The sequence below is a fragment of the Paenibacillus urinalis genome (assembly GCF_028747985.1).
GTDB lineage: Bacteria > Bacillota > Bacilli > Paenibacillales > Paenibacillaceae > Paenibacillus > Paenibacillus urinalis.
On sequence record NZ_CP118108.1, the window covers coordinates 3,065,592 to 3,088,619 of the forward strand.

The 23,028-nt window shown below is 43.1% G+C and carries 26 protein-coding genes; 6 read left to right on the forward strand and 20 right to left on the reverse strand.

The genetic code is table 11. The features are described 5' to 3' along the window. From PUW25_RS14170 to zwf, 6 genes are all read right to left on the reverse strand, one after another. Positions 1-804, reverse strand: a complete 804-nt coding sequence (locus PUW25_RS14170) for a lipase family protein (RefSeq protein ID WP_052511730.1) — start codon at positions 802-804, stop codon at positions 1-3. Beyond that, positions 797-1,129 carry a hypothetical protein gene (locus PUW25_RS14175; RefSeq protein ID WP_047910324.1) on the reverse strand — a complete coding sequence of 111 codons (333 nt, stop codon included), beginning with the start codon at positions 1,127-1,129 and terminating at the stop codon, positions 797-799. Before PUW25_RS14175 ends, PUW25_RS14170 begins: the two co-directional genes overlap by 8 nt. A 183-nt stretch (positions 1,130-1,312) precedes the next feature. Then, positions 1,313-2,953: a hydroxysqualene dehydroxylase gene (locus PUW25_RS14180; protein ID WP_047910325.1), complete on the reverse strand. Its 1,641-nt coding sequence runs from the start codon at positions 2,951-2,953 to the stop codon at positions 1,313-1,315. A 387-nt stretch (positions 2,954-3,340) separates the two neighbouring features. Then, positions 3,341-4,777 carry an NADP-dependent phosphogluconate dehydrogenase gene (gene gndA, locus PUW25_RS14185; RefSeq protein ID WP_047910326.1) on the reverse strand — a complete coding sequence of 479 codons (1,437 nt, stop codon included), beginning with the start codon at positions 4,775-4,777 and terminating at the stop codon, positions 3,341-3,343. A gap of 41 nt (positions 4,778-4,818) precedes the next feature. After that, positions 4,819-5,484 (reverse strand): fructose-6-phosphate aldolase, encoded by a 666-nt coding sequence (gene fsa / locus PUW25_RS14190; RefSeq protein ID WP_047910327.1) that lies wholly within the window; start codon positions 5,482-5,484, stop codon positions 4,819-4,821. Between the two features lie 142 nt (positions 5,485-5,626). Beyond that, positions 5,627-7,183 (reverse strand): glucose-6-phosphate dehydrogenase, encoded by a 1,557-nt coding sequence (gene zwf, locus PUW25_RS14195; RefSeq protein WP_047910704.1) that lies wholly within the window; start codon positions 7,181-7,183, stop codon positions 5,627-5,629. Positions 7,184-7,335: 152 nt separating this feature from the next. Between zwf and PUW25_RS14200 the strand changes: the two genes are divergently transcribed. The 3 genes from PUW25_RS14200 (at position 7,336) to cyoE (ending at position 9,902) form a co-directional block, all read left to right on the forward strand. Next, positions 7,336-8,214 carry a LysR family transcriptional regulator gene (locus tag PUW25_RS14200; RefSeq protein ID WP_047910328.1) on the forward strand — a complete coding sequence of 293 codons (879 nt, stop codon included), beginning with the start codon at positions 7,336-7,338 and terminating at the stop codon, positions 8,212-8,214. Between the two features lie 54 nt (positions 8,215-8,268). Further along, on the forward strand, positions 8,269-8,727 hold the full coding sequence (locus PUW25_RS14205) for a DUF4385 domain-containing protein (protein WP_193746001.1): 459 nt from the start codon (positions 8,269-8,271) through the stop codon (positions 8,725-8,727). Positions 8,728-8,972: 245 nt separating this feature from the next. Continuing rightward, entirely contained in the window at positions 8,973-9,902 is a 930-nt protein-coding gene (gene cyoE / locus PUW25_RS14210) for a heme o synthase (protein WP_047910330.1), read from the forward strand. A gap of 91 nt (positions 9,903-9,993) precedes the next feature. Here cyoE and PUW25_RS14215 read toward each other — a convergent pair whose 3' ends face one another. Continuing rightward, positions 9,994-10,527, reverse strand: coding sequence for a P-loop nucleotide/nucleoside kinase family protein (locus PUW25_RS14215; protein WP_193745985.1), 534 nt, complete (start codon positions 10,525-10,527; stop codon positions 9,994-9,996). A 290-nt stretch (positions 10,528-10,817) separates the two neighbouring features. Further along, positions 10,818-12,098 carry a TolB-like translocation protein gene (locus PUW25_RS14220; protein ID WP_274337231.1) on the reverse strand — a complete coding sequence of 427 codons (1,281 nt, stop codon included), beginning with the start codon at positions 12,096-12,098 and terminating at the stop codon, positions 10,818-10,820. Positions 12,099-12,297: 199 nt separating this feature from the next. Here PUW25_RS14220 and PUW25_RS14225 point away from each other — a divergent pair, with 199 nt between their 5' ends. Beyond that, positions 12,298-12,426 carry a sporulation protein YjcZ gene (locus PUW25_RS14225; protein ID WP_143042106.1) on the forward strand — a complete coding sequence of 43 codons (129 nt, stop codon included), beginning with the start codon at positions 12,298-12,300 and terminating at the stop codon, positions 12,424-12,426. A gap of 119 nt (positions 12,427-12,545) precedes the next feature. Here PUW25_RS14225 and PUW25_RS14230 read toward each other — a convergent pair whose 3' ends face one another. From PUW25_RS14230 to PUW25_RS14245, 4 genes are all read right to left on the reverse strand, one after another. Further along, positions 12,546-12,782 (reverse strand): hypothetical protein, encoded by a 237-nt coding sequence (locus tag PUW25_RS14230; RefSeq protein WP_274337232.1) that lies wholly within the window; start codon positions 12,780-12,782, stop codon positions 12,546-12,548. A gap of 188 nt (positions 12,783-12,970) precedes the next feature. Further along, complete coding sequence (locus tag PUW25_RS14235; RefSeq protein ID WP_274337161.1) at positions 12,971-13,927, reverse strand: IS30 family transposase; 957 nt, start codon at positions 13,925-13,927, stop codon at positions 12,971-12,973. A 121-nt stretch (positions 13,928-14,048) separates the two neighbouring features. Further along, positions 14,049-14,573: a P-loop nucleotide/nucleoside kinase family protein gene (locus PUW25_RS14240; RefSeq protein ID WP_337999950.1), complete on the reverse strand. Its 525-nt coding sequence runs from the start codon at positions 14,571-14,573 to the stop codon at positions 14,049-14,051. Positions 14,574-14,868: 295 nt separating this feature from the next. After that, positions 14,869-16,149, reverse strand: a complete 1,281-nt coding sequence (locus tag PUW25_RS14245) for a TolB-like translocation protein (RefSeq protein ID WP_274337233.1) — start codon at positions 16,147-16,149, stop codon at positions 14,869-14,871. A 216-nt stretch (positions 16,150-16,365) separates the two neighbouring features. Here PUW25_RS14245 and PUW25_RS14250 point away from each other — a divergent pair, with 216 nt between their 5' ends. Next, entirely contained in the window at positions 16,366-16,485 is a 120-nt protein-coding gene (locus tag PUW25_RS14250; RefSeq protein ID WP_152557642.1) for a YjcZ family sporulation protein, read from the forward strand. 177 nt (positions 16,486-16,662) lie between these two features. On the opposite strand, the gene PUW25_RS14255 is transcribed toward PUW25_RS14250, so the two are convergent. Together PUW25_RS14255 and PUW25_RS14260 are read right to left on the reverse strand one after the other, a co-directional pair. Further along, on the reverse strand, positions 16,663-17,964 hold the full coding sequence (locus tag PUW25_RS14255; protein ID WP_047910331.1) for a DUF4179 domain-containing protein: 1,302 nt from the start codon (positions 17,962-17,964) through the stop codon (positions 16,663-16,665). Continuing rightward, positions 17,876-18,493, reverse strand: a complete 618-nt coding sequence (locus PUW25_RS14260) for an RNA polymerase sigma factor (protein ID WP_047910332.1) — start codon at positions 18,491-18,493, stop codon at positions 17,876-17,878. Before PUW25_RS14260 ends, PUW25_RS14255 begins: the two co-directional genes overlap by 89 nt. Before the next feature lie 421 nt (positions 18,494-18,914). Here PUW25_RS14260 and PUW25_RS14265 point away from each other — a divergent pair, with 421 nt between their 5' ends. Next, a complete protein-coding gene (locus tag PUW25_RS14265) occupies positions 18,915-19,367 on the forward strand; it encodes a hypothetical protein (RefSeq protein ID WP_047910333.1) in 453 nt (150 codons plus the stop codon). 133 nt (positions 19,368-19,500) lie between these two features. On the opposite strand, the gene PUW25_RS14270 is transcribed toward PUW25_RS14265, so the two are convergent. The 6 genes from PUW25_RS14270 to PUW25_RS14295 form a co-directional block, all read right to left on the reverse strand. Continuing rightward, positions 19,501-20,058, reverse strand: a complete 558-nt coding sequence (locus PUW25_RS14270; protein WP_047910334.1) for a hypothetical protein — start codon at positions 20,056-20,058, stop codon at positions 19,501-19,503. 194 nt (positions 20,059-20,252) lie between these two features. Then, positions 20,253-20,777: a GNAT family N-acetyltransferase gene (locus tag PUW25_RS14275; RefSeq protein WP_047910335.1), complete on the reverse strand. Its 525-nt coding sequence runs from the start codon at positions 20,775-20,777 to the stop codon at positions 20,253-20,255. A 129-nt stretch (positions 20,778-20,906) separates the two neighbouring features. Next, on the reverse strand, positions 20,907-22,109 hold the full coding sequence (locus tag PUW25_RS14280) for a GTP-binding protein (protein ID WP_047910336.1): 1,203 nt from the start codon (positions 22,107-22,109) through the stop codon (positions 20,907-20,909). Between the two features lie 127 nt (positions 22,110-22,236). After that, complete coding sequence (gene rpsN / locus PUW25_RS14285) at positions 22,237-22,506, reverse strand: 30S ribosomal protein S14 (RefSeq protein WP_047910337.1); 270 nt, start codon at positions 22,504-22,506, stop codon at positions 22,237-22,239. A 64-nt stretch (positions 22,507-22,570) separates the two neighbouring features. Next, positions 22,571-22,720, reverse strand: coding sequence for a 50S ribosomal protein L33 (rpmG, locus tag PUW25_RS14290; RefSeq protein WP_076313791.1), 150 nt, complete (start codon positions 22,718-22,720; stop codon positions 22,571-22,573). 29 nt (positions 22,721-22,749) lie between these two features. Next, positions 22,750-22,998 carry a type B 50S ribosomal protein L31 gene (locus PUW25_RS14295; protein WP_047910338.1) on the reverse strand — a complete coding sequence of 83 codons (249 nt, stop codon included), beginning with the start codon at positions 22,996-22,998 and terminating at the stop codon, positions 22,750-22,752. Positions 22,999-23,028 lie beyond the last annotated feature (30 nt).

Here is a 23,028-nt window from a genome sequence, read left to right on the forward strand (position 1 = left end):
TCATCCAACTCTTTCTTTATTCTGATCGTGCTCTAACTTGAATTGAGCAATACATGACAGATATGTATCAAGCTTGTGGTAATCGGTAATTCCACGTCCAATCACGGGATTGTTCAAGGAATTCATTTGATATCCTGATTCCGGATGAACGTACCCCAGCTCGTAGCTCGGCAGCTTCGGAACAATATCTGGCACATTATATATACGAAACGTACGAGGAACAGCCTGTTCATATGTCTCTGTGAATACCCGATCCCCCACCATGGGTGAACCGAAAGTGTAAACCTCTGTATCTATATTGTAAAAAGCGGCTGCAAAAGCAGTGAGCTTAGCTAATGCACCCCCGAGACTATGGCCTGCCACGGTCAAATGAGAAGCATTCATTTCCTCAAGGTAGGATGTGAGCATCTGCACTTTATTTGTCGACGTACAGCATACCTTCAAGGAACGGTACATCCTCGCCAATCCTTCCTCCACCTTGCCGATTCCGCCTGGTTCAGTATAGGACAGCAGGAAAAAATCGAAATGCTCTGCCCATTTAAGCAGCGCAGCTGTCCCACGGAATAGGATCGCCCGGATGGACGGATCGGTGACCGACTGAACAATATAACCGATATATTGTTCCGAATGACATTGGAATTGGGAAGGCTCAAGTGTAATATTCGCAATGATGCACCAATTGGAAGGACAAGGGATTTTTGCAGAAGTCCCCTCATCGAAAGCTCCTTCATCTGCTATATATAAAGCCTTGATCATGTTTCCCCACCGCATCGCCTCATCTCGATTAAGCACCGGATTAACCATGATGAACAGCTCCAATATGGACTTCAATCACTCGAATCGTCTCGCCTTGTGCCGGAGAGATCAGCTCAATTCGCTCGATCCACTCTCCAGTCAATTCTTGTTCAAGCCTTAGGGTAAATACATGCAGAACGGAAGGAGATAATGATGCATTATCTTTAACGGGAACAGAGGCATATACCTCACTGGTAACCGTTATGGGAGAACCCGGCTCAACTCTCCAGTCGTATTCGGTAGAACCCGAATCGTTACTGACAGCAACAAACGTTTCCTCCCCCTTCGCCAATCTGACGATAACTTTTGTCACAGGAATTGATTGGGTATGCATCGTAATCTTCCTTTCTATATTTAGGTTCCTCACTTGGTACTTATGATCTTACTAGAATCGGTTAAAGTTACGTTCAAGCCAATCTAAAGATTAGTTAAAGATCGTTCTTTAAACTTGAAGATGCTAAATTTAAGCACAAAAAAACACCGTCTTTTACAAGACGATGCTTTGGGGAATTATCGATTAGATTTTACCGTCCCAAGGAAGTCCCTTGTGATAGCGGTGACGGTCATGTGCATGCCATGGTGCCAAATAATCGACACCAAGAAGATCATATTCATACATCTCCCAAATCTTGCACTGCTTCTGACTAGAGCCTGCTGCATGAAGAATGGCATTCACCGCTCTTCTCCCTGCTTCATTAGCACCTTCCATCGTAGCAAGATCCGTGTTGGTCTTAACATAGTCGGAGGCGAGGAATAAATTCGGAATGGAGGTATACGCATTCGGGCGCAGTTCCCAAGTTCCTACCTCATTGATTAATAGGGGCTCCAGATTCACCGTATGATGCGGATTCTCGAAATGTATATCTGTATCCAGGAACCATGAATGCAGCACTTCATCACGTAAAATGGTGCTGCCTACATTCAATCCCCTCTTTAGCTGCTCCCATACCTCTTCTTTAATCTCCTCCGGTGTACAATCCATAGCCGGTTTGCGAATATGTATTCCTTCGGTTTCCCAATCGGATATATCTACTGACAAGACGCCTTTAACTTGTCCGTCTCCATAATTGCTCCAATCGAAGCCATCCCAGAACTGGGCCTGCGATATGGAGGTTAATGACCATGGTGAATCAAAGTACATCACATGACCAGGGGCCACAGGGACGTCTTCCTTCAAATAAAATTGAATTCCGTTCATCCAGTCGATGGACTTCGACAGCAGACGGATGTTCCCTAATTCATGATGAGCCGTTGCCATTTCGTTCGTAATAAAATCTGACATGATCTCTACCGGAAACGCAGCTACATAGTAATCAGCTGTGATCGTGCGGCTCTCTCCATTCTTCACTACCGATACTCCGGTGATATGACCGTTCTCATAATGGAATTCCTTCACTTGCGCCTCAGTTTCGTAGCTGGCACCTTTGCTCTCGATATAATGAACCCAGGCGTCGATCCAGCGATTGTTCGTAGGTCCATCCAGTATGCGTACAAACGATAAGCCTGGGGTCAAAATATCCAGCGTCATCTGTGCCGCAACTGTACCTACCGTTTTGGTATTCGCTTTAGTGGACTTGCAGGCGACCAGTGTCTTCGTTATATTGCCGAACACTTTGCGGAAGGCTGGAGAATATTTGTCTGCTTCAATGAAATCCCACCAAGGTATGTCTTGATATTCATTCTCTCGTCTCTCATCACAGCTGGTCATGACCTGCCATAGCTTGGATGTATATTGTTCCAGATCAGCTTCTGTTAAGCCTAGTCCATTATCAAATAACAATTTGATTAAATCACGGAGATCATCAAGTGAGAATTTCATCTCGGTCACGAGTGGAACGAGTGGATGTGTCTCTGTAGAAATATCCAGACGGGGCACTTCCACCAAATTATCGTATACCATCTTCCCATTCTCATAAGGGATTTTCTTCATCGAGTCAATGACATGTCTATAGAACTTCGGAAATAACCGAAATCCGTGCTCTCCTGGAAGATCCGAACGATCCCCTACAGCAGAACCGGAATAAGGCATGCTGCGTGCTTTTCCCCCTGGAATCTCCTTGAATTCGTACACCTCAACTTCAAAACCGCGATCGACGAGCTCATGTGCTGCCGTTAGACCAGCCACGCCTCCACCTAATACTGCCACTTTCTTGCCCATACTTCCCCTCCCCATGTTATATGAAGTGTTATTCTCCCTCATCATAGCAAATTTCGACAAAAAAGTATTATATTCATCTAGAAAATTTATTTATCATCATGATCATGCTTGTCAGGATCCGGTTCCTTCGTCATCTTCTCAAATACGACTCTGCCTATCAATATTACTACAATAATACCTATCGCAAAAAATACACCTGCATACACCTGAAATGTTCCTCCTCATTCCCTCACGATCCATGAGGTTGTCTACATTGTATTATAACCTCCTATATGCGGAAGAGGATTGAACACTGTGTGAATTGCTACTATTAAAAAAAGTGCTCATGACTACCTAACGGCAGTCATGAGCACTCTGATCATTCGAATCATCTTTTATATTGCAGTTCTATTTCGTCTCCAGAACCTTGTCAGCGGACTCCATCCATTGGTAATGGAAGGTTCCTTCCTTATCCACACGTTTGAACGTATGCGCGCCGAAGTAATCGCGCTGAGCCTGCAGCAAGTTCGCCGGAAGACGCTCAGTACGATAGCTGTCATAGTAGGCGAGAGCAGAAGCGAACGCAGGAACCGGAATGCCATACTGAACGGCAATAGAAACTACTTTTCTCCAAGCTTCCTGATAGTTGTTCACGACCCAGCCGAAGTAATCATCCAGCAGCAGATTTTTGAGCTCCGGATTCTTGTCATAAGCTTCCTTGATATTCTCGAGGAAACGGGCACGGATAATGCAGCCTCCTCTAAAGATCATGGCAATGCTTCCGAAATTCAGATTCCAGTTGTACTCATCTGATGCGGATCGAAGCTGTGCAAATCCTTGGGCGTAAGAAGCAATCTTACTCGCATACAAAGCTTTACGAACGGCTTCGATAAATTCTTTTGCGTCACCATCATAAGGCTTGGTATCAGGACCGCTTAGAATCTTACTGGCCTGTACGCGTTCTTCCTTCATTGCCGACAGGAAGCGTGCAAATACAGATTCAGTTACGATGGAGAGCGGAACCCCCAGGTCAAGAGAGCTCTGACTTGTCCATTTACCGGTACCCTTCTGACCAGCAGCATCCAGAATGACATCAACCATCGGCTTACCTGTATCCGGATCTTGTTTGGAGAAGATATCCGCTGTAATCTCGATCAAGTAACTGTCCAGCTCACCGCGATTCCACTCTGTGAAGATCTCATGCAGCTCATCTGTATTCAGATGAAGTACATCCTTCAAGAGGTGGTATGCCTCACCGATTAACTGCATATCCCCATATTCGATACCATTGTGCACCATCTTCACATAATGACCGGAGCCGCCTTCTCCAATATAAGTCGAGCAAGGATCTCCATTTACTTTTGCAGAAATGGCCGTAAGAATAGGTTCCACGAGATCATAAGCATCCTTTTGCCCACCAGGCATAATGGCCGGTCCTTTAAGTGCTCCTTCTTCGCCGCCGGAAACACCAGCTCCGATAAAGCGTAGTCCTTTGGCTGCGAGCTCTTGATATCTGCGCTCAGTATCAGGGAAATAGGCGTTTCCACCATCAATAAGAATATCTCCCTCTTCCAAGTGAGGTACAAGCTGTTCAATAAGCGCATCCGTCGGTTCGCCGGCTTTGACCATCATCATGATCTTACGCGGTGTTTCAATGGATGCGACGAATTCCTCAATACTGTATGTGCCTACAAAATTTTTACCTTCTGCTTCTGACAACAGTTCTTTCGTCTTCTCAGACGAACGATTATATAAAGCTACAGTGAAGCCTTTGCTCTCCATATTTAAGGCTAGATTCTTACCCATGACCGCAAGGCCAGCTACTCCGATTTGTTGTTTGCTCACGAATCTCTTCTCCTCCTGTTACTGTTTCCAGTTTACTTGGATTACTTCACGCTTTTTTGCCAATCCGCTGCAAATTTATCAAGACCTTGATCTGTCAGTGGATGTTTAGAGATTTGCTCAATAACAGAGAAAGGTACAGTAGCGATATGTGCACCTGCCATAGCAACACGTGTTACGTGATCCGGATGGCGCACAGAGGCTGCGATAATTTGTGTATCCAGGCTGTGTGTACGGAACAGTTCAGCTACTTTGGATACCAATTGAACTCCATCTTCTGAGATATCGTCCAGACGGCCAAGGAATGGTGATACATAAGTTGCACCCGCACGTGCAGCTAGAAGCGCTTGGTTTACTGAGAATATCAATGTAACGTTGGTTTTGACACCTTTATTAGCAAGATAACGACATGCTTCAAGACCTGCGAGCGTCATTGGCAGCTTGATCGTTATGTTCTTGTCGTTGTTGTTGATCTTAATGAGCTCATTTGCCTGCTCAATCATCTCTTCTGCCGATTTTGCGTCAGGCGTTACTTCCGCAGATACGGATTCAACATCAGGTACAAGCTGCAAAATTTCTTCAATTCGATCTTCAAATTTCACGCCTTCTTTGGCTACCAAAGATGGATTCGTTGTTACTCCAGATAGTACTCCAATTTTATACGCGGTTTTAATATCCTGTACATTCGCTGTGTCAATAAAGAATTTCATTTGTGTAGCCTCCTGTAATGTGTATTAATAATGATGTGGTAACACTATAAAATAATCTGTAGACGAATGAATCTCACCTCTCACTTCTTATATGATATAAAGATTGTGAGATTCATTCAGATGAACAGAACTTACCCAAAATTTATCCTACAATAACTTGTGCAACAGGAGTAGCTTCTGAGGATTCATCTTCAGCAGCTCTCTCCGTTTCATGTACGACAAAGGTCTCATCCGGCTCATCAAACCACCAGCGGTAACCGTCCTGAGCGAGCAGTTCATTCGCTGCTGCCGGACCATGAGAACCCGCAGGGTAGTGATGAAGCGGTACTTCGTTCTCAGCAAAAGCCTCAAGTATCGGTTGTACCCATTTCCATGAGAGCTCCACTTCATCCCAGTGGACAAAGAAGGTGGAGTCGCCAATGAGGGCATCGTTAATCAGGGTCTCATAAGCCTCCGGCGCCTCCGTCCGGTCAGGGTACAGATCAATGTTGACTGGCTTGAATCCACCCTTCAGCTCGCGGTCCTTCGTATTCAGCTGCAGTGTAATTCCTTCATCTGGACCAATATCAAAGATCAGCAGATTGGGCGTAATGGATTGCTGTGCGCTGCCGAGTGATTTAATCGGATCTTTGAATTCGACAACCATACGTGTATGCTTGGATTTCAAACGTTTACCTGTACGGATATAGAACGGAACTCCACGCCAGTAGTAGTTATCAATGTTCAGCTTGGCAGCGATAAACGTATCGTTCATCGAGTCTGCTGCAATACCCGGCTCAGAAGTATAACCTTGGACCGGTGTGCCATGAAGTGTTCCTCCAGCGTATTGACCTCGCACAATGCGTTTAGCAACATCCTGTCTCTGCAATGGTTCAATCGCTTCAAGCACTTTTTTCTTCTTCAATCGTACATTTTCCGCTGTTGTGCTGTTCTGAGGTACTTGGATCGCCAGCATCATGAGCAGCTGGAGCATGTGATTCTGGAACATATCCCGTACAGCGCCCACATGATCATAATAGCCTGCACGCTCTTCCACTCCAACGGTTTCATCAGCTGTTATCTGAACGTTCGCGATGTAGCGATTATTCCACAAGGCTTGAATTACCGGGTTCGCCTGCTGTAATGCTTCAAGACGCTGAACCATCGGCTTGCCAAGATAATGGTCAATTCTGTATATTTCCTCTTCAGCGAATGCCTCGCTTAATTGAGCATTAAGCACTCGAGCCGAAGCCAGATCATGTCCAAAAGGTTTCTCAATGACAAGTCTCTTCCAGCCCGTAACTTCACCAAGTCCGCTGTTCTCGATTTGGGATGCGATCGTTCCGAAGAACTCGGGTCCTACAGAAAGGTAGAAGAAACGATTCACACGGCCTTCATGACCTTGCTCCCACGCCTCCACGCGTTCTTTTAATTGAACAAAATCCTCTTGTTTATCAATATTCAAAATATTAAAGCCGAATAAGCTTAGAAATGCTTGTAACGTATGATCTTCCTTTACTTCGAAACGATAAAAATCAAAAAGAGATTGCTTAACATGGGCCTGGAAGGTTTCATCAGATAAGCTTCTTCTCCCCAGTCCAATCAGAGAAAATGTCTCCGGCAGCTTTCCGTTTAGGAACAAATGATAAAGTGCAGGATATATTTTTCGTTTGGCCAAATCGCCTGTAGCTCCAAACAATACAAAAGTTGTAGGATTCACTTCCATTATCTCCTTCCTGCTGAGAGTGCACAGTTACCGAAAATTTCGTATTGCTGTGATCGTCTCTGGTATCTATTTCTTAGATACACTATAATACAAAGCACAGTTATACATGTAATTAATATATTTCAGAGGAGATATAGACCACATCTATGGCAAATAATTATGAACTATATAAAGTTTTCTATTGGGCCGCCAAAACAGGGAGTTTAACCCAGGCAGCAAAAGCATTGTACCTTACCCAGCCTAGCGTAAGCCATGCCATTAAGCAGCTCGAGGAGAGCTTTGGCGTGACGCTCTTTTACCGTACTTCCAAGGGAGTTAATCTAACACAAGAAGGAACCATTTTATTTTCATATATCGAACAGTCTCAAATTATGATCTCACTCGCCGAGGAAAAAATGGCTGCCTTAAAAAAACTGGACAGCGGAGAGCTCCGAGTAGGGGGCAGCGATTCGTTATTCAAACACTATCTGCTTCCGTTTCTGGAGGACTATCACGCTAAGTATCCGGGTGTCAAGCTGCATCTAAACCATGGAACCACACCAGAGGTCATCTCATACCTCAAAGAAGGCCGTATTGACCTTGGTGTCGTCAGAATGCCAATCGTCGATTCTCATATTGAAGTATCCGAGAGCATTCAGCTTCAGGATTGTTTTGTCGCAGGAGAGCATTATGCCGAGCTCAAGGGAGTACAGCTGTCTATGGAAGAGCTGATGGAATATCCCGTCATCTTATTTTCCCGCAATAGCCGGGCCAGAATGGCCGTCACTGAGCTGTTTGAACGATACGGATATGAGCTGAAGCCTGAGATTGAAGTCGGCAGTGTGGACTTGCTTATTGAATTTGCTCGCAGGGGTTTAGGTATCTCGTATGTCACTCGTGAATTTGTATCCAAAGAACTGAGGGAAGGCTCCTTATTTGAGATTGAACTGGATATCAACCTGCCTCCATCCAAGGTAGGCGTCATGATTATGCGTAATATGCCCATATCCAGTGCAGCAACAAGGTTCCTTGAAATGGTGAGGTGACTCTAGGCCGGGTATATAGAAGTATACTCAGCGAACAGGAGGATCTGATCTGTGATGAAACCATTCGACTATGATTTGAATTATGACGAGCTTGACCTTAGACAGCATCCGGAGCTCTATACGATTGGCCGGGGTGAACAAGGTGTTCTTCTTGTTGAACCCTACAAGAGTGAGATTCTCCCCCACTGGAAATTCAAATCACCAGAAATCGCGAAGGAATCCTCCAAGAAGATATACGACATGTTTGTTCAATATAAGGAGCAGAAGGATTTTGTAGGAATGGACATGGCACGTAAATTTCTGCAGATGGGCTACACACGGGCAAGGAGATATGCAAATCATAAAGGCGGGAGAAAATATGCCAAGGAGGACGGCTCCCTTCTGCCCTTTCAAAATGATCCTGTGAAAGCGGAGGCAGCCGCCATATTTAAAGCCCAATGGGAGATTGCGAAGACTGATCCAGATTATGTAAAAATGAAAGACATTCATCGACAAAAGTATGAAAATGCATAGCATAGGAAGAACACATTTTCTGAATATTAAAATACCTTTATGAAAAAGTTAATAAGAAGTTCACAATTTATTGAATGAATTATTAAATATTTAACAAACAAACATTTTTTCTTTAAAAATTGGTATGCTGTATACAGTTGAACTAAAGATTTAACAGCAACATGTAATATTCAGGCTAGACAGTAGATCAAATTTAGTTCAATCTATATAGATATACTAATTTAATCATAGAAGTGAGTGGAATTATGAGTACAATTAATAACAGTTCAGGATCAAGTGCGCAAGCGGATGTTCAATCCCTGCCACAGGTTTTCTTTGCGACCATTAAGACAGGAATCATAAAATCAAATCTCATCGCGATGTTTGCCGGACTAAGTATGGCGCTCTATGTATTCAATGTTTCGTTTATTGACCATTTGGGCGCTATTATCTTGTCGATTATTGGCTCCTCGCTCGTTATCGGTTCTGCGGGTACATTTAACAATCTGTACGACCGGGATATTGATGCCATTATGCAGCGAACCAAGGATCGCCCGACCGTCACAGGCAAAGTGGATACTAAGTCAGGTCTGATCCTCGGATTCCTGATGAGTGCTCTCGGTATATTGCTGCTCTATTTAAGCTCACCGATGGCTGCATTTTTTGGATTTCTCGGATTATTCCTATATGTTGTGCCTTACACAATGTGGACCAAACGGACAACCATTTACAATACGGAAGTTGGCAGTATCTCCGGAGCCGTTCCGCCGCTTATTGGATGGTCTGTTATCTCGAGCGAGCTCGGACACTTCGAAATCTGGGCGCTTGTTGCGACGATGCTCATATGGCAAATGCCGCATTTCTATGCGATCGCCATCCGCCGATTGGACGAGTACAAAGCAGCCAAAGTCCCTATGCTGCCTGTTGTAAAAGGAATCAAGCGGACTTATCTGCAAACGAATTTTTATCTGATATTGCTTATCGCATCAAGTGCCCTGTTTTGGCCGTTTAATCCTTACATTGCCGGAATTGCCTTTGCCTTAAGTCTCGCCTGGTTTATCTTCAGCTTGGTGAGCTACCGCAAATCAGATATTACCGGCTGGGCGAAGAAGATGTTCATCTTCTCCTTGAATCATATGACCTTATTGTTCTTGATCGTCATTATTTTCTCCCTGATTGCTCAAATGCTAAGATAGTGAACTCATAGCATATTGCTTGATTAAAAATAGAGCCCTAAGATTTTCTAACATTGAAAATCTTAGGGCTCTTTTGAATTTTATGTATGAGTTATGAAACGGGTTCATTTAGACGAAACCTCATATCTTCTACAATTTCCTGAGCAAGCTCATCTGGACGCTTATGACCGGCATCCAACAGGAAGGGTTGATTGCTAGAAGAAGATATTAATTTGTTTCGCAGAAAAAGTGAACGCTCGATATACTGTCCATCCCCTCTCTGATGAAGTCGTGTGTTAAGCGTATCCGGCTCTGCATGCAGCACTGCGTAGTGAATAGTCACACCCAGATCAGATAACTGCTCGCGAAACCACTCGAGCTCATCTTCAACGACAAAATCGATAACGACATGAATTCCGTTCTGAATCAAATTCCTTGCTACTGCCGTAATATTTAGCCATGCGATTCGAAGGCGCTCCTCCCATTCGGGTTCAGTATCTCCACGGTATATATGGAGAAGGAGATCCCCTTCAATTAGAGCGCACTGGTTCATTGTATCAGCCAAAGCCTTGGAGACAGTGGACTTTCCAACACCCAGTGGACCAGAGATGAGATAAACAGATGGTGTCTTTTTCAATTGAATCATGGGATTAGCCTCCTCACTATAATTATTCAACGCCATAAAAGATTAAGAGTAGTCCAACGATACACATAATACATGAAGCAGCCGAACCGTAGCTCTTGAGAACTGTTTTCTGAATATATTGTAACGTTTTTTGCATCACTTGACCTGGTAAATATTGAATATAGCGGAAATCACTCTTACTAAACTAAACCTGAGGTCGCAATCGGTCATTCATATTTAAGAAGTTGATTTCCGCTACATACTACTAAATAAATATCAATCTTCCGCCAATTGACCGAATATGATTCACATCAGCGTACAGGGCGTGGGTATTTGACAATAAGGGCTGCTTGTTTATTCATTTCGGGAGGCTGATCTGCTGATGGAAAAATAAAGCATGCCTCTTGATGCTGAATATATGTTTCGATCACCATTGGGGAAGAGCCATAGGGCATTAATGGATGATAGGCCTCTGAACTGCACACATCAGAAATATGATCACTGCCGGAGATAGCGGATATTTGAAAAAAACCGTCGGGTCCTTCGTATCTCTCCTCACTCACCTGGCTCCAGTTAGCGGGATATGGAAAGGAAACACGGTATGTGAAGCTTGTGAAGGTATAATACGGCGATTTTCGGATCTTAGGGGACCACTGAAGTGCCGTGATTTGGCCTCCGTTAAGCAGGTTTGTCGGCCTCTGCTCACTGATATCCACTATCCAGAGCTGACTCGCACTTTCTGTATTGGTACAACCCGATAAATAAGCGATTTTCTTACCGTCTGGAGACCAGTCAACGGGTGTGGAGAAACAATTAGATATCGCAATCGTCCTTTGATTGTTGCCCATGATACTGTCGATCTGGATGAGCGAATAATAAGTAGGCTCCTTATATTCGGTTGTGCTGTAAGCGATGTTTTGTGAATCCGGAGACCAGGCAGGAAAATAATTTTTAGAAAGTGATCCCCCTGCAAGAGTGTTCGTAGCCCCGGTTTCTAAATTCACAACCGAGATCAATGATATGCTTGCACCCGGGAAAGTGTACAGTGCAAATTTGCCATCTGGAGAAATCCGAAGCTGATGAAGCGGTCCACCCGTATTCCGCGTAATTTGTCTCCGATTCGAACCATCGGTCCGAATACGGTAGATTTGGGTATTTCCGTTAATGTCCGGAGCTGCAAATATGAACTCTTTACCGGAAGGGAACCACTGTACATCAATTGCTCCTATCTCTGGTAAGAAGTAACTCCGGTGTGTGAAGGTATCATAGATCATAATTCGTCCATTCTTGACATAAACAAGTGACCGGCTGTCTGGTGACCAATCGAGCAGTGTGTAAGGTTCAATCTGATCGATCCTGGCTATCGCACGCGTCGCGATATCGAGCACAAAGACCACATTATTCACGCCAATGAAAGCAATTTTGCTGTTGTCCGGAGCCCAATAAGGGACAGAGAATTCCATGCCGAGTCCATTCGTTAACCTCGAATTCACACCTCCATCAAGCTGGTATAGCCAAATGTCATAAGCTCCACCAAGGTTGGACGTGTACGCAATCCACCCTTTTTCAATGTCTTGAGAACCCGCTTGCATGACCAACATCCTTTCATAGACCTGATTCATCGTACGTTCTAGATTATTCAGTGAAGCTCAATTAGGCTACTGTCACGTATTGGTGAAGTTGTCACCCCTCTAAGTCATTTGAGGATATTTACACTGTAGGGACATTTATCCAGTCAATTCAAATGTAAATGCATAGAATGTAAGCATGACCAGCAAGGAGGTGAAGTAAATGAGCGGATATGAATATGTTGGCGGAACTTACAACGGTGGTTCTCATAAAGATGGAAACAGCATTGCTGCGATCCTCGTTCTCTTCATTTTGCTAGTTATCATTGCAAAGGCATTTAAAGGATATTAATAAGTAGTAGTCGCAAAAATATGCCCATCCGATTTGCATGTCGGATGGGCTTTTCCATCATATAGCTGGATCGGCTAGCTCTGGTTACTTCAAATGTCTGCTACTCGTCGCACGTTTATTTATCGCGTATAGCGATCAATATCATTCTCATATGTATTCCTCTTATACTGATCAGTATCCATATTTACATCATTCTTCACTTTAACAACCGCTCCCCATCCTGAGATGAACAGCAGCAGTACACCCATTAGTGCATATGCAATCGTAAAGTAGTTCAAGTAAAAATTCAGTATGATGCTACCGATCATAAGTATGAAAACGAGTAATCCTATTCGCTTAACATTCTTCTTCAACATATTCTCTCCCATTCTTCAATCTCGTCAATTCAGCATTATATGTACAAGCTTAAATACGAGACATTTAACATAAAGTTCCAACCATACATTCTTTTATATTTGCTCCGATAAAAAATAAACTGCAACTCTACTGTTTGGTATCTACAGCAATAGGGTGCAGTTTACTGCTTTTTTATTTTGACAGATTGTCAATCCAAGTGCGACACTTCATACTCAAAAGATTCGTGGGCTGTTTTCCAGCCTAAACATTTTCTTGGTCTGTTGTTAATGAGATGGAGAGCATGTTCTAACTCTTCATCCCCTACCTCTGCGAAGTCTTTTCCTTTTGGAAAGAACTCACGTAGGAGACCATTTCCATTTTCATTGGAACCTCTTTGCCAAGAAGAATACGGATCTGCAAAATACACCTTCATACCGTGTGTTTCTTCTAGATTTTGAAAGCATGCGAACTCTTTACCGCGGTCCACAGTAGCACTCTGAAAGGTACCCACTGGGTGCTGTGCAGCGGCTACGCCTACAGCAATTTCCATGGATAGTGCGGTACGATCAGGCATGCTAATCGCAGTGTATAGTCGTGTTTTTCGTTCGATAAATGTAGCGACACAAGCTTTGCTTTTCCCTCGGCTGGAGACAACCGTATCCAGTTCCCAGTGGCCGAAGGTTTCGCGAGAACGAATCTCTTTAGGACGTTGTTTAATAGAAGTGCCTACAAGGAAGCGGCCTCGTTTTTCCTGAGGTTTCTGTCTCTTACCTTTATGTCTTAACTGCTGAACTGTAGTGCGAGTTAAGCGGCCTTCATACAGCCACCGGTAAATCGTTTTGAATGAAACCATGGGCATATCCTTTTGAACATAGCTCATTGAAATTTGCTCAGGTGACCATGTTTCCTGAAGTCTTCTCTCTATCTCTTCACCAAGTACCTCAGTCCATTTTCCGCGTGAACTTCGGGCATGGCGAAGGCGCTGATACCGCTCATTTGAATCTACCGCTTGATAACCTTCTAAACGGTGATTTCGTTTTAGTTCTCGGCTGATTGTAGAGTGATGGCGGTCCAATTCACGGGCAATGGCTCGAGCAGACAATCCGATCTGAGAGAGTGCTTCTAGTTTACTTCGTTCTATTATGGTAAGATGTGAGTAGCTCATGGACTGATTCTCCTGTGTGAATGTGGTTGTGGTGACTTTATTCTACACGAATCAGGCCTATGGGCCTTTTTTATTTTAAATTAGGTGTCGCACTTCATATTACAATCCGTCTTATTTGAATTTATGTATGAGTTAGACGAAACCTTATATCCTCTAAAATTTCCTTTGCAAGCTCATCTGGACGCTTATGACCGGCATCCAACAGGAAGGCTTGATTGCTAGAAGAAGATATCAATTGGGTTCGCAGAAAGAGTGAACGCTCGATGTACTGTCCATCCCCTCTCTGTTGAAGTCGTGTGTTCAGCGTATCCGGCTCTGCATGCAGCACTGCGTAGTGAAGTTCCACACCGAGATCAGATAACTGTTCCTGAAACCACTCAAGCTCATCTTCGACGACAAAATCAATAACGACAGGAATTCCGTTCTGAATCAAGTTCCTTGTAACTGCCGTAATATTTAGCCATGCGATTCGAAGGCGCTCCTCCCATTCGGGTTCAGTATCTCCACGGTATATGTGGAGAAGTAGATCCCCTTCAATTAGAGCACACTGGTTCATTGTATCAGCCAAAGCCTTGGAGACCGTGGACTTTCCAACGCCCAGTGGACCAGAGATAAGATAAACAGATGGTGTCTTTTTCGGTATGATCCAAGAGCCACGCCTCCCTCCTTATAAATAATCAACGCCATAAAAGATTAAGAGTAGTCCAACGATACACATAATACATGAAGCAGCCGAACCGTAGCTCTTGAGAACTGTTTTCTGAATATATTGTAACGTTTTTTGCATCACTTGACCTGGTAAATATTGAATATAGCGGAAATCACTCTTACTAAACTAAACCTGAGGTCGCAATCGGTCATTCATATTTAAGAAGTTGATTTCCGCTACATACTACTAAATAAATATCAATCTTCCGCCAATTGACCGAATATGATTCACATCAGCGTACAGGGCGTGGGTATTTGACAATAAGGGCTGCTTGTTTATTCATTTCGGGAGGCTGATCTGCTGATGGAAAAATAAAGCATGCCTCTTGATGCTGAATATATGTTTCGATCACCATTGGGGAAGAGCCATAGGGCATTAATGGATGATAGGCCTCTGAACTGCACACATCAGAAATATGATCACTGCCGGAGATAGCGGATATTTGAAAAAAACCGTCGGGTCCTTCGTATCTCTCCTCACTCACCTGGCTCCAGTTAGCGGGATATGGAAAGGAAACACGGTATGTGAAGCTTGTGAAGGTATAATACGGCGATTTTCGGATCTTAGGGGACCACTGAAGTGCCGTGATTTGGCCTCCGTTAAGCAGGTTTGTCGGCCTCTGCTCACTGATATCCACTATCCAGAGCTGACTCGCACTTTCTGTATTGGTACAACCCGATAAATAAGCGATTTTCTTACCGTCTGGAGACCAGTCAACGGGTGTGGAGAAACAATTAGATATCGCAATCGTCCTTTGATTGTTACCCATGAAACTGTCGATCTGAATGAGCGAATAATAAGTAGGCTCCTTATATTCGGTTGTACTGTAAGCGATGTTTTGTGAATCCGGAGACCAGGCAGGGTAATAATTTTTGGAAAGTGATCCCCCTGTAAGAGTGTTCGTAGCCCCGGTTTCTAAATTCACAACCGAGATCAATGATATGCTTGCACCCGGGAAAGTGTACAGCGCAAATTTGCCATCTGGAGAAATCCGAAGCTGATGAAGCGGTCCACCCGTATTCCGCGTAATTTGTCTCCGATTCGAACCATCGGTCCGACTACGGTAGATTTGGGTATTTCCGTTAATGTCCGGAGCTGCAAATATGAACTCTTTACCGGAAGGGAACCACTGTACATCACTTGCTCCAATCTCTGGTAAGAAGTAACTCCGGTGTGCGAAGGTATCATAGATCATAATTCGCCCATTCTTGACATAAACAAGTGACCGGCTGTCTGGTGACCAATCGAGCAGCGTATAAGGTTCAATCTGATCGATCCTGGCTATCGCTCGCGTCGCGATATCGAGCACAAAGACCACATTATTCACGCCAATGAAAGCAATTTTGCTGTTATCCGGAGCCCAATAAGGGACAGAGAATTCCATGCCGAGTCCATTCGTTAACCTCGAATTCACACCTCCATCAAGCTGGTATAGCCAAATGTCATAAGCTCCACCAAGGTTGGACGTGTACACAATCCACCCTTTTTCAATGTCTTGAGAACCCGCTTGCATGACCAACATCCTTTCCTAGACCTGACCTAAATCTTCATATGTCTAGGTTATTCAGGTAAGCTCAATTAGGCTACTGTCACGTATTCAATCGTGTTTGTAGTGAAATGCGTTATCGCACGATGACATGTGAGGATATTTTATCGTAAAGGATGTATATCCAGTCAACTCCATTAACATTGCATAGAATATAGCATGAACAGTAAGGAGGTGGATTACATGAGCGGATATGAATCTGTTGGCGGTGCTTACAACGGAGGTTATGGCAACAGCGTTGCTGCCATTCTTGTATTGTTCATTTTGTTAGTTATCATCGCAAAGGCTTTTAAAGGATACTAATAAGAAGTAGAAGCCAAAATATGCCCATCCGATATGTGTTATCGGATGGGCTTTGCCATCATTTTACTGGCTCGGGTAGTTCCGGTTAATTTAAATGCTTACTACTCTTCTCACGGTTTCTTTATCGGGTATAGCGATCAATATCATTCTCATATGTGCAGTTTACAGCTTCCTTCATTATTCAATTGGAATGGTTACACGCTTATTATATGTCTTCATATAATGATATCCATTGAGATGTAACGTCTCCGGTCGGTCTGATGTATTTAAGGAATAGGTTCGTTCCCACAAAACATTGCCATTGCCTAAATCCCAAGGACGCCCAGATGAAATGGATGACACAGGAATCTGACTCCCTCCTGCTTCTGCAAATATATTGTCCTTATCCAGAATAGTAAATTGCTTGGAGGCCACTACAACATCATATCCTGCGTCCGTTTTGCTCACACTTCGAATCCATAGCTTCTCATTACCCACTTTAATGGATTGATCAGAGGGTGAGGCAAGAGAGATGGATTCTGGAATTTTATAATAACCGCTGGATTCTTTAACTAATAGCTCTATACTACTGATCATATCAGTTGGCAGTGCATCGAATCTAAGTTCAAAATCACTCAAGCCGGTAGTCTTGTTAAATTGGATTTGCGTTGTTGTAGGATTCATTTCCATTCCATTTACATAGAGCTGTGTCCTGCCAAAAAACCAGTGTTTCTCCTTTTCATCTATTCTAATATGCCCTTTAATAAGGGTTGAGCTTGGCGTAGCAGTAATGGATTCAAAATACATTACTCCTGAATCTACAGCAACAGATTGAGAAATTTTCTCTTTAACCAGACTCTTCATTGCTTTACCTGTGTCAAATTTAAAAGAAATTGGATAAGATACCCATTCACCATTTTCAAGCCACTCATTAAATGTAACAGTTAATGTTCTGGAGAAGGGACTGATTGGCTCAAAACTATATTCTCCTTCATATTGTCTTTCGTCTCCACTGGAATTTCCTCCACCTCCAATAGTAGACGAATTCGTCATGAAGCCTTGAATATTCCCTACATTGTATCGAAATGAACCACTACTATATACGGATCCTGATGGTCGATCAATAGAGTAATGCATCGTGAATGCATTATCATCGGCTATTACCCTCTCAACCGTAATCACAGTGCCATCTTCTAGAGTTGTACTTTTGTTTACCACCTGCCCGTATCCTTCTTCGGCAGCTTCTGAGAAGCTGGATGCGTTCAGCTCCATATTGAACATTTTGTTCCCGTAATAAGTCAGTGCCGGATATTGATAGGTTCCGATAATAAGCACTAAGGCTGCTGCGGATAGCCCAAACCACAGTACGGCTTCATTTTTCTTCTTTTTATTCGGCACTCGATCTAGTGCATTACGAAGTCTGCTCTCCAGCTCTGGCGGTGCCTGCATTCTCTCCGAGGCCTGCTTGTGTTCTTGTAATCTCTCCTCGATCGTTCTCATAACGATCACCTCCGATCATTGATTTCAACTTCACTAACCCCTGTGAGATTCTGGACTTGATCGTACCCATCGGTGTATTGGTCATGTCTGCGATGGCCTGATAAGGAAGGTCATGTATATAGCGAAGCTCGATCGCTTCACGCTGACGAGGACTAAGCCTCGACAGAAGCTCTCTCAGATCCGTTTCAGATTCAAATTGAAGGTATGGATCTTCTTCAGTCAGATTTGCTATCAATGGCTCCTGTTCTCCATCCATGAGAATCCATTTTTCTTTTTTTCGGAGTAATGATCTGCAATGATTAACAAGTATCGTTTTACTCCAACTGTAAAATGCTTCTCGTTTCTGTAACTGATCAAGCTTCTCATATAAAGTTACAATCATATCTTCCATTGCATCCATAGCATCATGCTGATTTCCCATGTATTTGTAGGCAAGACGGTAATAAGCGTCCTGATCGGCTACGATGAGCTGCAATAAAGCCTCTTTGTTCCCCCTTTGAGCTTGTCTAACAAGACGGCTTATGTTCATAGTCTCCCCCCCTTTTCATAGATAAGAGATTCTATAAAAGTTCATTTTTGAGCAAAAAATCACAAAAAAGCAGCCGATCCTACGATCGGCCTGTTCGACACTCCTATTTATCGATTTTCTTGCTCTCGTAGTCTTCGGAGCTCTTCCACTCTTTTGGCGTACCTCTCACGAATCCTTGGAATAGCTTCGTCCATATCCTGTTTCATTTGTTTGTCTGAGCGCTGAACTTCCTTATCCTCATCGTTAGCTTCTAATTTGTCCCTATATACCTTCGTAGTAATGATCTCGGCTACTTCAATTACGACAGATGATTTATCAAAATTGTTGTCGTTATCTTTACCAAATTTAGGTATGTTACTCCCTCCTTCCTTTTCGAATGTTCTATGTCATTAGGGGTAAACTACGGTCGAGGTGATAATATATGAAAAAATGGATGCTCGTGCTCCTTATCTGTATACTTATGAATGGATTTTCAATCGCTGAGATTAGCGCCACTCCCGATCCACCTGAAGAATCCAACCGAATGGAACAACGCAGTAATATAGAACCGTTTAGACGAGGGGGTTTTCGTTCGCCAAGACGCAGCTATAATCCCGGAATTCGCAACCCGAATCGAACCAATCAGGGAAGACAAGATAATAATGTAAATAACCCCTCCCAACCAAGAACAACACCTGCACGAGGAGGATTCGGCGGTCTTGGCGGCCTGTTCGGTGGGTTGGCTTTAGGTACAATTATAGGATCATTGTTTAATCCGTTTGCCGGCTTCTCTTTAGGGGCTCCTGTACTCTCCCTACTCAGTTTTGCATTATGGATTATCGTAATCGTCGCTGTTGTTCGTATGTTTCGTAATCGTAGGAAGAAAGAATATTAAGTGTAATAGCCGGCCGTTAAGTTTCTAAGTCCACCATTCGGCGTAGAATTCTTACGGCCATCCGCATTATAGCAAAAAAAGGCAAACACTATCTGGTCATAATTCATATCGTTTACAATACATTGCGTGTTCTTTACAGGAGCTTTGCGCTCTTATACATAAATGACATCATCATAATTGCAATAACGATCATCCATATTAACAAGCCAAAGATAAATATAACATTGACAACAGGGATAAACATAATGATAAAAGAGAGCAAGGATACGATATTAAATGCTAAGAAATGATCCCAGCGACTTTGAGCGAGATAGAGCAGTTCTCTCTGATCCTTCACTGCGGCAACTTCCTGAATACCTTCCAGCATACGATAAACCATACGAAGGAGAAGAATCAATTGGACTATACTAATTAGCCCCGTAAAGGAAACAACTGTCAAACTTTCGGGATCCCCTTCCACTTCAATCAAGTTGAAAATAGAAAGACCAAGGAGGTACCCGTTCAAATTTTTCGCCATTCTAAATTGCTCATGTTCATGTCGCAGCTGGTGTAAGCCTATTGCAAATAATCCATAGCCAATAATATCAGGTAGAATATCAAAATTTATAGTTCCATTGGCTAATTGAATTTGAAAATGCATTAATATAAACAGAAATCCAATACACAAATAGATATAGCTCTTATTTTTCATATTCAAGCTCCCTCCGCTTGTCGTTCACCTTCCAAGTGCATGTTTGGAGTCGATGCCCCAAATGGTACCTCTATGTAAGAACGCAATAAATAACGGATAGTTACATAATCCGGTTTAATATGTGTGCAGAAATAAAAAAAGACAACCTCCGATGAATCAGAAGTCATCCTTACTGCATTAGGTTTAATCGTTCGTTATAGTCTCATATCCATATGCAGCGTCTGCCACACAGGATCATCTTCAGCCAATCTGCCCTTGAAGCCTTTTGCTGTCCAAAAAGGAATAGCCCCAGGTAAGAAAGCATGCGTATGCAAATACAATGTTTCATAACCCGATTCCCGGCTAAAAGAGACCGCTGCTTCGAATAACGCCGTACCAATACCAGAACGCCGACAAGTAGAGTCCGTGTAACACTTAACGACCTCAGCGGTTGTAGTTAAGTCATACATTCCTTCGATCTGCTTAAGCCTTCCATCATAGGGACAGATTCCAATCGTACCCAGCACAGTTCCGTCCTCGGATATAGCAGCAAAGAATGCAGCATTCTTTCTATACACATAATACTGTTCGAATTGATCCAAGTCCTGTGGAAGCTGTTCCGATGACAGCATAGGGAATACTTCCTTCCTTATTCTCATGACAAAGGCAATAACCTGATCATAAGGTCCTTCTTCGATCTTGCGTATCGTGTAGGCTTTCGCTAAATTGATGTTGCTCATATATTCTCCTTCTGCTGCATGTATTGTTGTAGAGTTATTGTATCCTAAATTTATATTGTGAAGCTATATGAATTCCATAAAAAAGAAGCCCCTGAGTATGTACACTCTCAAGGACTTCGCTTAGGTTTATTAGAATTTAGGAAATGGATCCTTGAATTCTCTCCAATTAGAAAGAAGCTCAGCTTCAGTTAATAATGCTGAATCAAGACTCTCCTCAATCTCGATGCGATTCATATCCATTCCAATGAACACCAGCTTAGTAATCCGATCTCCCCATACATCATCCCAGTCAGGAATTTCCGGGATCTTTCCATTAAAATGAAAATCTATCTCTTCCTGGCTCAGCGAAGCAATCCATACTCCTGCCGGAGAGAGCTGTTTCGATGTTCCTGTATGACTAAAGGATAAGGCTAGATTATTGCGGGTAGCTAACCACACCAGTCCCTTGGATCGAACAATCGTCGAAGGATATTTAGATATCCAGCGAAGCAGCCTTTCCGGATGAAAGGGGACCTTGCGTTTATACACAAAGGAGTGAATTCCGTATTCTTCTGTCTCAGGTACGTGTTCTTCCTTTAACATTTCTTTAATCCAGCCCGCAGACTGACTTGCTTTATCGAAGTTGAATCGGCGTGTATTTAGAATATCTTGTGGATCTACACGTCCTTGTACTGCATGAATCAGCTTCGCCTCGGGCTGTAAGGCAGTTAATGCCTTCTCAAGACGAATCAATTCTTCTTCTGTAATAAGATCTATCTTATTAAGAATCAGTACGTCACAGAATTCGACCTGATCCGTTAATAAGTGTACAATCCCACGTTGATCTTCTTCACCGACTGCCTGACCGCGGTCTTTTAAAGATTCTTTAGAATTAAAATCGATCCAGAACTGTGCAGCATCCACCACCGTAACCATCGTATCAAGGCGAGTATATTTAGTTAGATCTATGCCGTTCTCTTCATCTACATAGCTGAAAGTTTGAGCTACGGGTACGGGCTCTCCGATCCCGGTTGATTCTATTAATATGTAATCAAACTTTTGTTCTTTAGCAAGACGTTCCACTTCGACAAGAAGATCTTCACGCAGCGTACAGCAGATACAGCCATTAGACATCTCAACCAATTTCTCATCTGTTCGAGATAAGCCGCCTCCATCTCGTATCAAATCAGCATCGATATTGACCTCGCCCAAGTCATTAACGATGACTGCTACTCTAAGACCCTCTCGATTGTTTAGCACGTGATTCATGATTGTTGTCTTTCCAGCACCTAAGTAACCACTTAGTACAGTAACGGGTATTCTGCCATCGTTCGTAACGTTTTGCAGATCCATTGTACAGCTCCCTTTCAAATGTAATTTCTGGATTGAATAACAAATAGATGGAAGTATTAAAATCACCACTTAGTACAATAAGGCTTCCATATAAGTAAGGAAGCCTTATAGAGTATCCATTACAAGGTTACCAGCTGGATTTCTTTACTCCAGGGATCTGACCCTTGTGCGCCAGTTCTCGGAATACAATTCGGGACACACCAAATTTACTAATATATCCTCGTGGTCTTCCGCTGACTGCACAACGATTATGGAGTCTTGTTGGTGAAGAATCTCTCGGCAGCTTCTGCAGTGCTTCATAATCTCCCTTTTCTTTTAACTCCCTGGGTTTATCCGCATATTTTTGAACCATTTGCTGTCTCTTTAGTTCCTTCACTACTTTGGATTTCTTTGCCAACGAAACAACCTTCTTTCGAACTTTTATTCAACACCCTATATCAGACATATTGCAATTCTTAGAATTAACGAGTTTCACGATGCAGCGTATATCTTTTTAATCTCGGGCTGTATTTTTTCATCTCTAATCTTTCGGGGTGATTCCGTTTGTTCTTCGTCGTTGTATAATTCCGATCACCTGTCTCAGTGCAAGCCAAAGTCACAATTACTCTCATTACGTTTCACGTCCCTTTATAATAAATTTTTACTTTTTATGCTTAAGTCTCTGTTTGAATTTATCAACACGCCCGCCAATTTCCGTATTCTTTTGTCTTCCTGTAAAGAACGGATGGGACGCTGAGCTTGAATCGACACGAATGACGGGATAGCTGTTGCCGTCCTCCCATTCCATGAACTCTGATGAAGTCTTAGTAGAGCCACTGAGAAACTTGTAGTCTGCACTTGCATCCAAGAAAATGACCGTTTGGTAGTTTGGGTGGATTCCTTTTTGCATCATGATCCTCTCTTTCTTTGCATGTTATTT